General features: G+C 62.7%; 12 protein-coding genes and 1 tRNA gene. 8 read left to right on the top strand and 5 right to left on the bottom strand.

The features are described from left to right. Positions 1-185 precede the first annotated feature (185 nt). Complete coding sequence (locus tag OK351_RS05480) at positions 186-920, bottom strand: class I SAM-dependent methyltransferase (protein ID WP_265156580.1); 735 nt, start codon at positions 918-920, stop codon at positions 186-188. After that, positions 917-1,531, bottom strand: coding sequence for a hypothetical protein (locus OK351_RS05475; RefSeq protein WP_265156578.1), 615 nt, complete (start codon positions 1,529-1,531; stop codon positions 917-919). Before OK351_RS05475 ends, OK351_RS05480 begins: the two co-directional genes overlap by 4 nt. 83 nt (positions 1,532-1,614) lie before the next feature. On the opposite strand from OK351_RS05475, the gene OK351_RS05470 reads away from it, so the two are divergent. Beyond that, positions 1,615-1,977 carry an integrase core domain-containing protein gene (locus OK351_RS05470; protein WP_371931381.1) on the top strand — a complete coding sequence of 121 codons (363 nt, stop codon included), beginning with the start codon at positions 1,615-1,617 and terminating at the stop codon, positions 1,975-1,977. A 513-nt stretch (positions 1,978-2,490) separates the two neighbouring features. Here OK351_RS05470 and OK351_RS05465 read toward each other — a convergent pair. After that, positions 2,491-2,563 (bottom strand) — tRNA-His (locus OK351_RS05465). Positions 2,564-2,715: 152 nt separating this feature from the next. Then, a complete protein-coding gene (orn, locus tag OK351_RS05460; RefSeq protein ID WP_265156728.1) occupies positions 2,716-3,318 on the bottom strand; it encodes an oligoribonuclease in 603 nt (200 codons plus the stop codon). A gap of 239 nt (positions 3,319-3,557) precedes the next feature. Between orn and mptB (OK351_RS05455) the strand changes: the two genes are divergently transcribed. The 6 genes from mptB (OK351_RS05455) to OK351_RS05430 all read left to right on the top strand — a co-directional run bounded on the left by mptB (OK351_RS05455) (position 3,558) and on the right by OK351_RS05430 (position 11,579). Next, positions 3,558-5,075 (top strand): polyprenol phosphomannose-dependent alpha 1,6 mannosyltransferase MptB, encoded by a 1,518-nt coding sequence (gene mptB / locus OK351_RS05455; protein ID WP_265156576.1) that lies wholly within the window; start codon positions 3,558-3,560, stop codon positions 5,073-5,075. 11 nt (positions 5,076-5,086) lie between these two features. Beyond that, positions 5,087-6,583, top strand: a complete 1,497-nt coding sequence (gene mptB, locus OK351_RS05450; protein ID WP_265156574.1) for a polyprenol phosphomannose-dependent alpha 1,6 mannosyltransferase MptB — start codon at positions 5,087-5,089, stop codon at positions 6,581-6,583. A gap of 62 nt (positions 6,584-6,645) precedes the next feature. After that, the gene (locus OK351_RS05445; protein WP_265156572.1) at positions 6,646-7,752 is read left to right on the top strand and encodes a VanZ family protein; all 1,107 of its coding nucleotides are present in this window, start codon (positions 6,646-6,648) and stop codon (positions 7,750-7,752) included. A gap of 127 nt (positions 7,753-7,879) precedes the next feature. Next, positions 7,880-8,674, top strand: a complete 795-nt coding sequence (locus OK351_RS05440; protein WP_265156570.1) for a DUF2637 domain-containing protein — start codon at positions 7,880-7,882, stop codon at positions 8,672-8,674. Between the two features lie 55 nt (positions 8,675-8,729). After that, positions 8,730-9,821, top strand: a complete 1,092-nt coding sequence (locus tag OK351_RS05435; RefSeq protein WP_265156568.1) for a GTP pyrophosphokinase — start codon at positions 8,730-8,732, stop codon at positions 9,819-9,821. Positions 9,822-9,977: 156 nt separating this feature from the next. Continuing rightward, a complete protein-coding gene (locus OK351_RS05430) occupies positions 9,978-11,579 on the top strand; it encodes an ABC-F family ATP-binding cassette domain-containing protein (RefSeq protein ID WP_265156566.1) in 1,602 nt (533 codons plus the stop codon). 84 nt (positions 11,580-11,663) lie between these two features. Here the strand turns inward: OK351_RS05430 and OK351_RS05425 are convergent, their stop codons facing one another. Continuing rightward, entirely contained in the window at positions 11,664-11,936 is a 273-nt protein-coding gene (locus OK351_RS05425) for a hypothetical protein (protein ID WP_265156564.1), read from the bottom strand. A 1,122-nt stretch (positions 11,937-13,058) separates the two neighbouring features. Here OK351_RS05425 and OK351_RS05420 point away from each other — a divergent pair. Beyond that, positions 13,059-13,526, top strand: a complete 468-nt coding sequence (locus OK351_RS05420) for an AAA family ATPase (protein WP_265156562.1) — start codon at positions 13,059-13,061, stop codon at positions 13,524-13,526. Positions 13,527-13,710 lie beyond the last annotated feature (184 nt).

Below are 13,710 nucleotides of genomic sequence, written 5' to 3'. Positions count from 1 at the left end.
AGGCTTGGAGGCCCACAACCACATCGGTTTCGGGGCTTGCCCGCCGGCCAGGTGATGGATCTGCACCCCGATCACGGTGCCTTCCAGGACCACCGGGCGACCCTGCTCATCGGGCAGCCTGGATGCGCACTCAGTCGGCATCTTCGCAAAAGAGTCGGCCTGAAGAGTGGCATCCGGGCCAATATTCAAGCATTGCGCGGCACAGCCTCTATGCCAATGAACCTAGGAAACGGGAAAACTTCTGGTGTCTCAGGCCCACGAAGTTCCTCAAAACAAGAAATTTCTAATCCACTATTTTGAAGTCCTTGAATATATCGACCGAGCGGTCGATGTACGTGAGTGGTAGTCAGCGAATATTCAAACGAAGCCGTCTTGAATGGTGCTTCGACGAAAATCTCATCTGAGTAGTTGAAATTCGGATGACTTGCGTACCCCCAGTAATCAGGCCAGAAAGCTGGATGTGTAAACGTAACAAGTAATCGTCCACGTTGGCTTAGGTGCGCAAGCGCTGCAAACATTTCATCGATGTGCAGGGCATCCATCAAGACCATATTTGCAACGACCAAATCGAATCTGGCATGAGGATTTTCCGCAGTCCACTCCTCGACAGTGGCAACTACATAGTCACTTCGAACATCGTGTGATCGCGCGATCTCGATACTCGAAGCACTTGGATCAAGCCCTATTACTTGTCTGTTTGACCGCTGAAGCTTAGAGGTAAGGCGTCCCGTTCCGCAGCCTACGTCCAGGATGGATCTTGATTCTCCTAGACGACTGAGGAACCATGGTTCGAGAACTCGGCTGAAAGATGCATCGTGATCGGATGCAATTTGCGCATCTCTTTCGGGTGCAATTATGTCCCACTCGCGCGTAACGGCGGCTTGACTTTTCTCTGTCAGGAATCGAATCTCTTCATTCATGACGACGACGCAATCTTGGCGTTCCGCTTCATCAAACGATATAGATCGTCCGCAAGATGAATGGCCGGGTCATCTTTAGAGCTAATCTTCCTGATCGTGTGAACTTGTTCTGCGCCATGACCGATTGCGACCCACGCATCCGATCGTAAAGGGTTGACCAAAGTGAATCGGCTTGCAAACTTGAATTCATCGTCGCCGTAATAGTGAGCAACAGCGCCTTGGCCAACTAGGTATTTGCTGATCTCATTCTCAAGTGGCATCACCAGTGTTAGTGATTTCTTGGCTGCCTTATCAGCAAGCACCTCCTTGGCAACATCATCCACCCAACTAAGATCATTAGAAGAGATCACGCATTGCGCTTGGGACTTGAGCAACTTGATCATGTATTTTAAAATCTTCGCATCACGTTTAGGGCCTTTAAAGCGAAGTGGTTGTGATTTGTAAGTACCGAAAATTTCCCATATGGCTACAATAATTGCAGCCAACACGGCGACGCTTCCCAATATTACTTTCCATGGTGTTGTGAACACATTATTTAAATCATTAGCGAGCATAATGCTCGCAATCAACGCGACTATTGCCGCAATCTGAGTTACCAATGTCCTAGTCATAGCCCAACAATATCGACTCAGCTACAAATACTCGATATTGGGCCCTAGGCTCAGGGCTCTGTATATCGTTGGCTCGCGACCGGGTGAAGTTCCCTGGAAAATCGAATGACGACCCATTCAGCGAGTCGGGGTTCCGCACCATGAAGTATCGTCCGGGGTACCCGAAGGTCTTCGCCACGCTCGCGGATGCGCAGGCCTACCTGGAGGAGTACGTGCCGTGGTACAACCGGCAGCATAAGCATTCGGGGATTGCGTTGTTCTCCCCGGCCCAGGTCCATGACGGGTCGTGGGAACAGGGTTGGGTCGGGCGGGAACAAGCGTTGCAGGAGTACTACCGGAAGCACCCGGCACGATTTCGTGCCCGTCCGGTAACGCCGTCACCTGCAGGAATTGTCGGGATCAACCTACCTTCTGTAAAGGCAGGGGATCTGTTGCAGACTGCTTAGTGACTCCACGCAGCTTGACATTTTTCGTCTCGACGGATTCTCTGGTGCCGAAATACCGAAGGTCCACGACGAGCGGAATTCGCCCCGGCCCATCAAGGATGACCGTAGCCTCCCGGCGAACCAGGATGCGACAAGGCCTGACGGCACACCGGGTCTGGAGCCCTGAGCGCCGTCAAGGGCCTTGGGGGATTGGCATCGTCGGCGCGATGCGCTGAACGGTTCACGCGGCTGCTCAAGGATGGAAGCGAATTGTCCGGACAGTGAATCCGAGCCGGGAGCCTGGTCAGCGGGAAGGCGGAAGGTGATTTCCTCATCCAAGAAGCCGATGCCTTCAGGGGCGTCAGGTGTGAGCCGCCCTTGGGGACAAGCGGCCATCAGCTCCGGCCGGGGCGGTTGGTGTCCTTCCTGCGGTATCTACGGCTGCCGGTGCCGTCTGCGGCGTCGGCAACCAGGGTCCGCAACCAAAAAAAGATCTGGTCAAGAGAATCTTCTCTTGACCAGATCTTTTATCCGGGTGAGTAACGGGGCTTGAACCCGCGACCTTCTGGACCACAACCAGACGCTCTACCGACTGAGCTATACCCACCATATTCGTGTCCGTACTTGTCAGAACGCTTTCCGCTTCCTGATTTCGTACCGGGCAACGAGAATCATCATACACACAATTGGCTGGTGAATGCCAACTCGGAATCCGCCTGATTCGCTGTGTTGTCAATCACCAGCCGCCAGTCGGCGTTGCTACTTGCGCAGTGCCGCCGCCTCGGTGATCTCCTGCGCGACCTTTGCCGCTTCGGCCGAGGTCGGCCCGGGGGAGGGCACCATGATCGTGGCGCGGTAGTACTTCAACTCGTCGATGGAATCCTGGATGTCGCCCAACGCCCGGTGGTTGCCGGTCTTGGCCGGGGCGTTGTAGTGGGCCTTGGTGTGCCAGCGACGGGCCAGTTCCTTGAGCGTGGAGACATCGATGACCCGGTAGTGCAGGTGCTCGATGACCGAGGGCATGTCGCGGGCCAGGAAGTTCTTGTCCATGCCCACCGAGTTCCCGCCCAGCAAGGCCTTCTTCGGTTCGGGTACCCGGGTGGTGATGTATTCCAGCACCAGGCGCTCGGCCTCGGCCATCTCGATGCCGTCGGCCAGCTCGGGCAGCAGCCCGCTGGTGATGTGCATATCGCGCACGAACTCGTCCATTTGCGCCAGGGCGGCGTCACTGGGCTTGATCACCACGCTGATTCCCTCGTCCAGCACATTCAAGTCCGCATCGGTGATCAGCACCGCCACCTCGATCAGCGCATCATGAACCAGATCCAGTCCGGTCATCTCGCAGTCGATCCATACAATCATTTCTGAATTACTAGCCACGGGAACCAATCTACCGCGCGGTGGTGGACATTACTCACTTGCCGCCGTGTGCACCGGTGTCACGACCGGATCCGTGCAGCGCCGAATGCTAAAATCGTGTGAGCTTTTCCCGTGCCGCCCGCCCGCAGCCAAGGAGGGCAGAACCCTTGGAACACGGTGGCGTCACGGTCTCGCGGTCCCCGCGGGCCGCGTCCCCTGACCTAATCCCACGAGGTGTATCGGTGTCCATTAACCAGCCAGAGGTCTTGGCCAAGAAACCCCATACCGGTGTTTCGCGTACCCTCTTCAGCGGGTTGATCGGTTCGGCACTGATCCTCTTCGGATCCTTCGGGGTGGGCTGGCTGGCCAGCGTCTCCCCGTTGAACCAGGACCGCTTCTTCATCATGATGCGTACCGAAGCCGCAGGGGTGCTCACCAGCGTGGTGCTGTTGACCCTGGGCTGCTGGGTGCTGGTGCGCTCCTGGTGGCGCCTGGGGCAGAAGCTTGCCGGCTGGCCCCAGGGGTCGTTGAAGACCATCCGCCGCGCGGTGTACCTGTGGAGCGCGCCGCTACTGATCAGCATCCCGATCATGTCCCGCGACGTCTTCGCCTACATCGGGCAGGGGCGGCTGGTCATGGCCGGGCAGGACCCGTACAGCGACGGCATTTCCTCGGTGAGCAACTGGTTCCAGCTGGGCACCGATACCATGTGGGCCGAGGACGGCACCCCCTATGGGCCGTTGTTCCTGGTCATCGAGTACCTGGTGGTGGCAGCGGTGGGGTTCTCCACCGACCTGTCGATCCTGGCCTTCCGGCTGATCGCCTTCAGCGGTGTGCTGCTGTGCCTGTACTACGTGCCGAAACTGGCCCGGCTGCATTCGGTGGACCCGGCCAAGGCCACCTGGGTGACCGTGGCCAATCCGCTGTTCCTGCTGAACTTCGTGGCCAGCGCGCACAACGACTCGCTGATGGTGGGCCTGTCGGTCATGGCGGTCTACCTGGCCTGCCAGCGCAAGGGGGTGCTGGCGGTTATCGTGCTGACCGCCTCCATCGGGATCAAGCCGATCACGCTGGTGCTGTTGCCCTTCATCGGTCTGCTCTGGGCCGGCAAGGACGCCAGCTGGCCGCGCCGGATCCTCTACTGGTTCTACTCGGGCATGATCCTGCTGCTGCTGATGACGCTCTTCGGCTACCTCAACGGCTACTGGTTCGGCTGGCTGAAGGTCATGCTCTTCACCGGCACCGGGTACTCGATCTTCTCCCCGCTGGGTATCGCGGTCATGTTGCTGACCGGGGCGGTCTCCGCCTTCGGGCTGTCCACCGACTGGATCCTGCCGGCGCTGAAGCTCTTCGGCCGGCTGGCCGGGGTGGCACTGGCGATGATCGTAATCTTCCGCGGCAAGTACTCGCACCTGGTCCAACGCCTGGCCATCGGCTTCTCCGCCATCGTGGTGCTCTCCCCGGTGATCCACCCGTGGTATCTGCTCTGGCTGCTGCCCTTCTTCGCGGTGACCGGGATCCGTGATGACTGGCAAATGCTCTGGGTACATGTCACGGTGCTCTTCTTTGTCGCCTACCAGGCCGCCGACCAGCTGTTCATCTGGCAGTTCCTGCAAGAGGACCTGGTGCCGCTGGCCTCCATGCTCTCCTGGGCGATTTCCCTGGCCGCCATCGCCTACCTGGTCTTCCTCGACCGGCACACCCGTAGCGTGTTGCCGCAACTGCTGAAGAAGACCCCGTGGCCGGGCAAGCGGAACTGAGGCCCGAACCCATGGCCCAAGACACGGTGCGCCGCACGCCGCTTTCCTCGCTGGCCTGGCAGGGGATGGCCGGTTCGGCGCTGGTGGCGGCCGCCAGCTGGGGGGTGGGCTGGTTCCCACGCAACCAGCTCTCGCAGCTGGCCCGTACCGGGTTTTTCATTGAGTTCCGCACCGAGCTGCTTGGCGTGCTGGTATGCATCGCGGCCATGGCGCTGGGCATCACCTGGCTGATGCGCGCCTGGCTGCTGACCCGGCCGTGGGTGTCGGATACCGGCAGCATCAGCGAACGCCAATTGCGCGGGCTGCTCATCGCCTGGGGTGCCCCGCTACTGGTCAGCTTCCCGATCCTCTCCCGCGACGTGTACTCCTACCTGGCCCAGGGACGCATGCTGCATGCCGGCAAGTCCCCGTACACCGAGGGGGTCTCGGCCCTGCCCGGATGGTTCGACGGAGGATCGGACGGGCTCTGGGCGCAGTCGCCCTCGCCCTACGGCGTGCTGTTCCTGGTCGCCTCCCGGGCGGTGTTCTTCATTTCCGGCGGTAGCCCCGAAATCGGTGTCGGGTTGTTGCGGGTGCTGGCCGTGGCAGGGGTCATCGGCTGCTACTACGCCACCGGCTGGCTGGCCGCCAAGCTCGGGCATAACCCGCGCTGGGCGTTGTGGGCGATCGTGGGTAACCCGCTGTTCCTGCTGACCATGATCGGCGGGGTGCATAATGACGGGCTGATGATCGCGGCGACCTTCTGGGCCTTCGGGCTGGCCGTCGGCGGGCGGGCGCTGTGGGCCACCCTGGCCCTCGCACTGGCGGTGAGCATCAAGCCGATCGTGCTGGTGCTGCTGCCCTTCCTGGGCCTGGCGATGTTGCCGGCCAACCCGTCGCTGCGTGCCCGGATCGCGGTGTGGAGCAAGATCAGCGCGATGAGCGCGGGGTGGTTGCTGCTTTTCGGCGCACTCACCAACCTCTGGTTCGGCTGGTTGCCGGCCATGTTCACCTCCGGGTCGGCCGCCTTCCCCTACGCCCCGGTGGGGCTGTTGGGCACCGTGCTGGGCCATCTGGGATCGATCTTCGGGCTGGACCCGGCCATGATCGCCACCGTGGTCTTCTCCCTGTTCCGGCTACTTTCGCTCTATCTGGTGGCCCGGCTGGCCCTGCACGGCGATACCTCCAGGCCGTTGCGGCTGGCCGCGTGGGCGCTGTGCGCAGTGGTGCTGCTGGCCCCGATCATCCAGCCCTGGTACATCCTGTGGATCTTCGCGCTGTTCTTCATCAGCGACCAGGTGTCCTGGCCCAGCGAAAGGCTGATGGCCTGGTTGACCATGGCGATCACCCTGGTCGTGTTCGTCGACCAGCTCTCCATCGAGCAGTGGCATTCGATTTGGCTGCTGAAGGCCGGCGCCGCGGTGCTGGGTATCGCGCTGATGGTGCTGCTGGTGCGCGTGGACCGGCCGGTGCGCCGGATGCTGGCCTCGGCCCCCTTCACCGCCGGCAGCCCGGGGCACGGGGCCTAGCGAGCCGGATCTCACACCCGGCGGATGCCGGATGTGACCAGTGGATGGTTTTACCCTAGGGTATGCAAAGGATTACGGAAATGCTGTGGCCAGGGGCGATTGCCATCCTGTTCGCCGGACTGTTCATCATGGCCGCCGGCATCTTCCTGCTGGCCCTGCAGTACCACAAGCACGGCCGGCTGTCCTGGCGCCGGACCATCACCAGCCTGGTCGTGGTCATCTACGTGTTCGGTTTGTTCAGCTATACGATGCTGCCGCTACCGGAAACCCGCGACGCCTTCTGCCGGCCCGGGGTGGCGCAAACCCAGCTGGTGCCCTTCCAGTTCCTCCAGGATTTCGAGCTGGCCCTGCAGGGCGGTCGGCGCGCCTTTGCGACCAGCTTCGCGCTGTGGCAGGTGCTGTTCAACGTGCTGCTGTTCATCCCGGTGGGGATCCTGGCGGTGCGCTGGGCGCGGGCCAATATCCTCACCGGCACACTGATCGGCGCCGCGCTCTCGCTGGTCATCGAGGCCACCCAGTTCACCGGCATCTGGGGGATCTACACCTGCGCCTACCGGGTGGCCGACGTGGATGACCTGATGGTCAACACCGCCGGTGCCTTCGTGGGCACGCTGCTGGCCTACCTTCCGGTCTTCGCCTTCCTCTCCGCGCCGAATGAGCGTGATGCGGCACGGCAACCACCCCGCCCGGTGACCCGGGCACGCCGGGCCATGGCTTCCTTCTTCGACCTGGCCTTCATCACCGCGGGCGTCTTCGGCCTGTCGCTGCTGCTGGAGGTCGGCGAACGGTTGGGCATGGATTCTCAACGGGTCACCATGCTGCAGGGCGCGGGAACGGTGGCCGTGCTGCTGGCGGTGGTGGTGATCCCGGCCTGCGCCCCGGCCCGGGCCACCCTGGGCCAACGCTGCAGCTGGTTCCAGGTGCGCGACCGGGCCAACCGCCCGATCGGAGCAGGCCGGGCCCTGGTACGCACGCTGCTGGGACTGGGCGGGATCTACCTGGCCAACACGCTGCTGCAGCTGCTGCCCGCCGAACACCTGCTGGGGCTGCTGTCGCTGCCCGTCACCGGATATGCCGTGCTGTCCCTGGCCTGGCTGGTCTTCGACCCGTCGGCGCGCGGGCTGTCCGCCCGGATGACCGGCACCCGGTTCACCGATCGGCGCGCGTAGCGTAGCTCACGGTGCAGTTCATGGTTGACTGGGGCTAAAATGACAGTTGGCGCCGCCGACTCGCAACCCGGCGCTTCGAAGTCACCAATGCCTGTTTCCCATAGACAAGTTAGGCCTGCCACCACGCATGGATAACCAGCCAGAAATCCCGAACGAGCCACATCGCGCCGTGTTGCGCACCGCAGTAGGCGCCACGGTGCTGATCGCGGTGGGCGCATTCGTGCTCTCCTTCGCCGCCCTGACCGACCTGGCCGAACGCTCGGGCATCGAACCGTCGCTGGCCTGGATCTGGCCGATCATCATCGACGGCATGATCGTGGCCGCGACGGTGGCGATCGTTGCGCTGAACGGATTCCCGCGCAAGGCCATGGTCTACCCCTGGGCCTTGCTGTTCTTCGGCGCGATCGTCTCCACCGCGGCGAACTCCACGCACGCGATCCTGACCGTGGACTCGATCTCCAACGGGGTGCCTCCGCTGGTTTCCGCCCTGGTCGCCGCCATGCCGCCGGTGGTATTGCTGGCCATCACCCACCTGACCGTGCACATGTACCAGAAGAAGTCCGAAGCCGCGAAACTGCGTGCGGCCTACGAATTCGATGCCGAGGCCGAGGCCGCCGAGAAGTACGGCGTGGCCTATGACGACGGCTACCAGGCCGCGGTGGGCGACACCCAGTCCGCCGAGGCCGAGCGCCTGGCCGAACTGGAACAACAGCACCAGGACGCGCTGGCCCGTACCCGCGCCGAAACCATGGCCGAGGCCCGCAAGGCCGCAGCGCAGGCCCCGGCACGGAACACCGCCGCAGCCCAGGCCAAGGGCCAGTCCAACGGCCAGGCCAAGGTCACGGCGACCACGGCGGCCACCGTGGTCGACGAGAAGGCTCCGCTCTACGACGACCTGGCGCAACGGCTGAACCAGAACTGAACGCGGGCCGCACACACCCAGACTCACAGCAACACCACCTTGAGGGGAGCAGCTGATGGCCGAACCGGTCGAGGCAGAGCATGATTTCGACGCGCTGATCGACGAATCGGTGGCGCGCTACGCCATGGTGCGGGACCAGCTGGACGAGGTGCTGGCTGCGATGCTGATCCGCATCCGGGCGCTGTTCGATGAGCACACCGAGATCCAGCCGCTGTTCATCACCGGTCGGGTCAAGACCGTGCAGTCCTTCCGCTCCAAGGCCGCCCGGGTGCTGCAGGGTGATCCGCAGGCCGAACCGGTGCTGGAGTTCCCCAATCCGCTGCGGGAGATCCACGACATGGTCGGCGTGCGCATCATCGTCCAGCTGCCGCACGAGATCCAGCAGGTGGCCAACATGATCAAGGCCCAGCGCGCGGATTTCGACTGCCGCAGCGACCGCGAGAAGGACATCGGCTCGGTGGAGTCCGGGACCTACGGGTACTCCTCGCGCCACCTGCTGCTCAAGACCCGCAACGAACCCACCGTGCGCCGCTTCCAGGAAAGCCTGGGCAAGCCCGTGGTACCCAGCGGCAACTTCACCTTCGAGGTGCAGATCCGCACCATCCTGCAGCACGCCTGGAGCGAGATGGAACACGACATCCGCTTCAAGAACACCGGCCGCCAGGTCTGGAGCCCGCAGCTGGACCGCCAGTTCACCGCCACCGCCGCGATGCTGGAGACGGTGGAGAACTACTTCACCGAGATCGACGAGCTGTACACCACGCTGGGGGACTACCAGGACCACAACGGCCTGGGCGGGCAGCCGCTGACCGGTGAACGCATCGGCGAGATCTGGCAGACCCTGCTGCCGCATGTGGACCGCAAACGCGATGACGACTGGACCTGGGCCGCGGAACTGCTCGGCGCCCATGGCATCAGCGCCACCTGGCAACTGGCCGAACTGTTGGACCCGAATGTGGTCACCGAGGTGCGTGCGGCCCTGGACCACCGCTATTCACCGGGCCCGGACCGGCTGCTGGATGACATGCTGCTCTGGCACTTCGGGGGCAGGCACATCGAGAAGACCAGCGGGGATGACGAACGCCGCGAGGCCTCGCTGCGCCGCCGGCTGATCCAGATGAACGACCACCGCAACCGGCAACGGTAGCCGCTGCCATCGATGCCCGTACCCCTGGCCGGGTAGGCGGGACCGGTTTGTTAGCTTGTGCACGTTGGCACCGGGTTTGCCCCGCACACCGGTAAACTGGACAAGTTGCCCGCATCGGGGCATGTCTAACTTGCATCCTTCGAAAGGGGTTCACAGATGATTTCCGTAGCCAACCTTGAGCTACGCGTCGGCGCGCGACTGCTGATGGACGAAGTGAACTTCCGGATCGACAAGGGTGACAAGATCGGCCTGGTCGGACGCAATGGCGCCGGCAAGACCACCATGACCAAGGTGCTGGCCGGCGAATCCCAGCCCAGCGGCGGCGAGGTCGCCACCCGCGGCTCGATCGGTTACCTGCCGCAGGATCCGAAGACCCCGGATATGGAACAGCTGGCCCGCGACCGGATCCTCTCGGCCCGTGGACTGGATGTCATCATCAACAAGCTGGCCAAGGCCCGCCTGGATATGGCCAGCGAGGACCTGGACGTGGCCGCGAAGGCCATGCGCCGTTATGACCGTCTGGATGCCGAGTTCATCGCCGGCGGCGGGTACGCCGCCGAATCCGAGGCCGCGGCGATCTGTTCGAACCTGGATCTGCCCGATCGCATCCTCGACCAGCCGCTGCGCACCCTCTCCGGTGGCCAGCGCCGCCGTGTGGAACTGGCCCGGATCCTGTATTCGGATGCCGGTACCCTGCTGCTGGACGAACCGACCAACCACCTGGATGCCGATTCGATCATCTGGTTGCGCGATTTCTTGAAGAACTACGCCGGCGGCGTGTTGATGATCAGCCACGATACCGGTCTGCTGGAAGCCACCGTGAACAAGGTGCTGTACCTGGATGCCAACCGCGCCACCGTTGATGTCTACAACATGGGCTGGAAACGCTACCAGGTGCAGCGTGAAACCGATGAGCACACCCGCCGCCGCGAACGGGCGAACGTGGAGAAGAAGGCCAGCACCCTGCTGGCCCAGGCCAACAAGATGAAGGCCCGCGCCTCCGGTGCCTCGGCGGCGCAGTCGATGCTCAAGCGCGTGGACCGCATGCTGTCCGGGCTGGAGGAGGAGCGCACCAGCGATAAGGTCGCGGCGCTGCGCTTCCCGGATCCCGCCCCCTGCGGCAAGACCCCACTGATGGCCGAGGGGCTGTCCAAGTCCTACGGGTCGCTGGAGATCTTCACGGATGTCTCACTGGCCATCGACCGCGGCTCCAAGGTGGTCATCCTGGGCCTGAACGGCGCGGGCAAGACCACCCTGCTGCGGATGCTCGCCGGGGTGTCGCAACCCGATACCGGCGCGATCCTGCCGGGGCACGGGCTGAAGATCGGCTACTTCGCGCAGGAACACGACACCCTGGACACCGAGAAGACGGTGCTGGAGAACATGCGCCGCTCGGCACCGAGCGAACTGGGCGATGCCGAGGTCCGCTCGATCCTGGGCTCTTTCCTGTTTGTGGGCGATGACGTGCACAAGCCGGCCGGGGTGCTCTCCGGTGGCGAGAAGACCCGCCTGGCCCTGGCCACCATCGTGGCCTCCAGCGCGAATGTGCTGCTGCTGGACGAGCCGACGAATAACCTGGACCCGGCCTCGCGCGCCGAGGTGCTCGGCGCCCTGTCCAACTTCTCCGGCGCCGTGGTCATGGTCTCGCACGACGAGGGGGCCGTCGCGGCCCTGAATCCCGAACGCGTGGTCATCCTGCCCGATGGCGACGAGGACCTGTACAGCGAGGAATACCTGGAACTGGTCTCACTGACCTAGCCCATACACACCAGCCGGCACCCCACGGGGTGCCGGCTGGTGAGTTCACCTTCGCCAACTGTCCTGGCAGATAGTGGGCGGCATCTAGGTGGCTTGTGCGGTTCGCTCGACTTCAAAGTTCAGCAATGCGGCGGTTCGCACGTTATTCTCGACACCCAAGGCGTCGTTCAGTCGGGCAATATCTTTCGCTCGAGCCGCAAGATCCTCAACCTGCGCCCCGGACAGCGGCCGGCTTAGTTCCTTGCCGTCCGTGCTGTGCAGAATAAACAGGTCTTCGTCGATCGGCACCAATTTTGCTGTTTCCCCACGACCCTGCTCATGAAATTCGCCTGAGACATTGCCCGCGGACAGTCTCACGTGTGCTCGCCGCCCTTCATCTCGGATGTGGAATCAATGGTATCGATTGCACTCTGCATTTTCGAAGAGTGCTTCGGTTGCACGTTGCTCAATGGGTCCTATCGCGGTCCAATATCCGTTCCATCAGACCACGTAGATACCGTGTTTCCCTGGCAGGAACTTTCCAGAGTCCACGGCTTCGCAGGGCGTGGAGGAGGCGGTCGCCCGGGCCTCCTTCAACCCCCGGTGAATCGCGAGATCGTTGCAGGCCGAGTAGCTTATGTGCTTCGTTGTTCAATGGTGCCTCGGGATCATTGGTCGGGTCTAGTGCGTACTCGACCCGCTTCCACCATTGATCGGATTGGTCAACACGCAACCGAAGCCAGAGCGTTCGGAAACCGGCAATGGCGACAGGCAGCGCGACGAATAAGGTCCCTGACGGTGCCAAGAGGATGATCATTTTCACCGGATCTGGCAGAGAAGTCAGCATACTGTTCCAGGGGCTACCCCATATTCTGGAGTGATTCTATTTCCCTGAAGACTGCTTGATCCGATGCCATCCGATACAGGCATGTTTCATGGGTATGTTTGCGAGCCTGAGGATTGGCTAAAGAGAATCATCGAGTCCGGATATCGATATGCCTGCTTAGTGGTCGCACGAACATCGGATGTTGCGACAGTTCCTCATGCCGGGTCGCGGCCAAGGTTTCTCCCTGCTCACGGTCGCTCGCGGTCCATCGCACGACGGTGAGTGAATCGTTCGGCGCAAGTACGGGTCATGACACCTGATATTGAGCTGTCGTGGGGCTCCTGCAGCGTCCTGATTCCTGGGTGTGCCGCGCACCGTTTATGCGGTACGCGGTGATGAGCAGTCCACCTGGTGCGATACGACTTCCGGGCTTTCAATACCCAGCTGGTTCCGCGCAGGCCGTGTGATCATCGCTGGACGACCTATCAGCCGGTGCCGGAGGCGGGCCGCCTGATTGCAGCACAGCGGGTAGTCCTGGCGGTTTCCCCGGCGGGGACCGACCTCCGACCCCGTTGCAGCCGGCACTTTGGGATTCCCTTGTGGCCGTCGTGCATGAGGGAAAGCGTCGGGTATGGTTTTTTCCAGCTCAAGGATTCCAGCGCAGGGGAGGAACCATGGTCCGGATATTGCTGACCGGCCTGTCCGGGGCCGGCAAGAGCACGCTGCTCAACGAGCTGGTGCGCCGCGGCCATGACGGTGTGGACACCGACTACGGAGGCTGGATGCCCCTGGGCGCCATCTGGGATGAGTCGCGCATGGATGCGCTGCTGGCCGATCCGGGGTACCAGGACGGTGCCGGGCACCTTCTGGTGGTCGGCACGGCCGAGAACCAGGGCCGCTTCTACGACCGCTTCGACACGGTGGTGCTGCTCAGCGCCCCGCTGGCGGTGCTGCTGGACCGGGTCAGCGGGCGCAGCAACAACCCCTACGGCCGCAGCGCATCGGATCGTGCCGAGATCGTGCGGTACTTCCACGAGGTGCAGCCGCTGCTGCGCGCCGGCGCAGATGTCGAACTGGATGGCACCCACTCGGTGGGTGACCTGGCCGATACCATCGAGTCGCTGTTCGGCAATGCCGGCTAGGGACGCCGCGTCGCGACAGGCAGGAAAGTTTGGCGTCGGGACCGGCGGTACTCAACAGACCGAGGGTCGCTGGCCGCAGATGTTCGGGGCTCACCACATCTTCACAAGCGCCGAATAGCCTAGGGTGCCTCATGTTGACTCTTCAGGCGATCCCGACACCCATAGCCTACTGCGAATCCGGAGA

Source organism: Glutamicibacter sp. MNS18, from assembly GCF_026107515.2.
Taxonomy (GTDB): Bacteria; Actinomycetota; Actinomycetes; order Actinomycetales; family Micrococcaceae; genus Glutamicibacter.
Note: the sequence above shows the minus strand (reverse complement) of the source record. Positions and strands in the feature narration are given on the sequence as shown.

What these genes read in the sequence shown, in the direction of transcription:
- OK351_RS05480 (WP_265156580.1), bottom strand. Translation starts at nt 920, where the DNA reads ATGAATGAAGAGATTCGATTCCTGACAGAGAAAAGTCAAGCCGCCGTT.
- OK351_RS05475 (WP_265156578.1), bottom strand. Translation starts at nt 1,531, where the DNA reads ATGACTAGGACATTGGTAACTCAGATTGCGGCAATAGTCGCGTTGATT.
- orn (WP_265156728.1), bottom strand. Translation starts at nt 3,318, where the DNA reads ATGATTGTATGGATCGACTGCGAGATGACCGGACTGGATCTGGTTCAT.
- mptB (WP_265156574.1), top strand. Translation starts at nt 5,087, where the DNA reads ATGGCCCAAGACACGGTGCGCCGCACGCCGCTTTCCTCGCTGGCCTGG.
- OK351_RS05445 (WP_265156572.1), top strand. Translation starts at nt 6,646, where the DNA reads ATGCAAAGGATTACGGAAATGCTGTGGCCAGGGGCGATTGCCATCCTG.
- OK351_RS05440 (WP_265156570.1), top strand. Translation starts at nt 7,880, where the DNA reads ATGGATAACCAGCCAGAAATCCCGAACGAGCCACATCGCGCCGTGTTG.
- OK351_RS05435 (WP_265156568.1), top strand. Translation starts at nt 8,730, where the DNA reads ATGGCCGAACCGGTCGAGGCAGAGCATGATTTCGACGCGCTGATCGAC.
- OK351_RS05430 (WP_265156566.1), top strand. Translation starts at nt 9,978, where the DNA reads ATGATTTCCGTAGCCAACCTTGAGCTACGCGTCGGCGCGCGACTGCTG.
- OK351_RS05420 (WP_265156562.1), top strand. Translation starts at nt 13,059, where the DNA reads ATGGTCCGGATATTGCTGACCGGCCTGTCCGGGGCCGGCAAGAGCACG.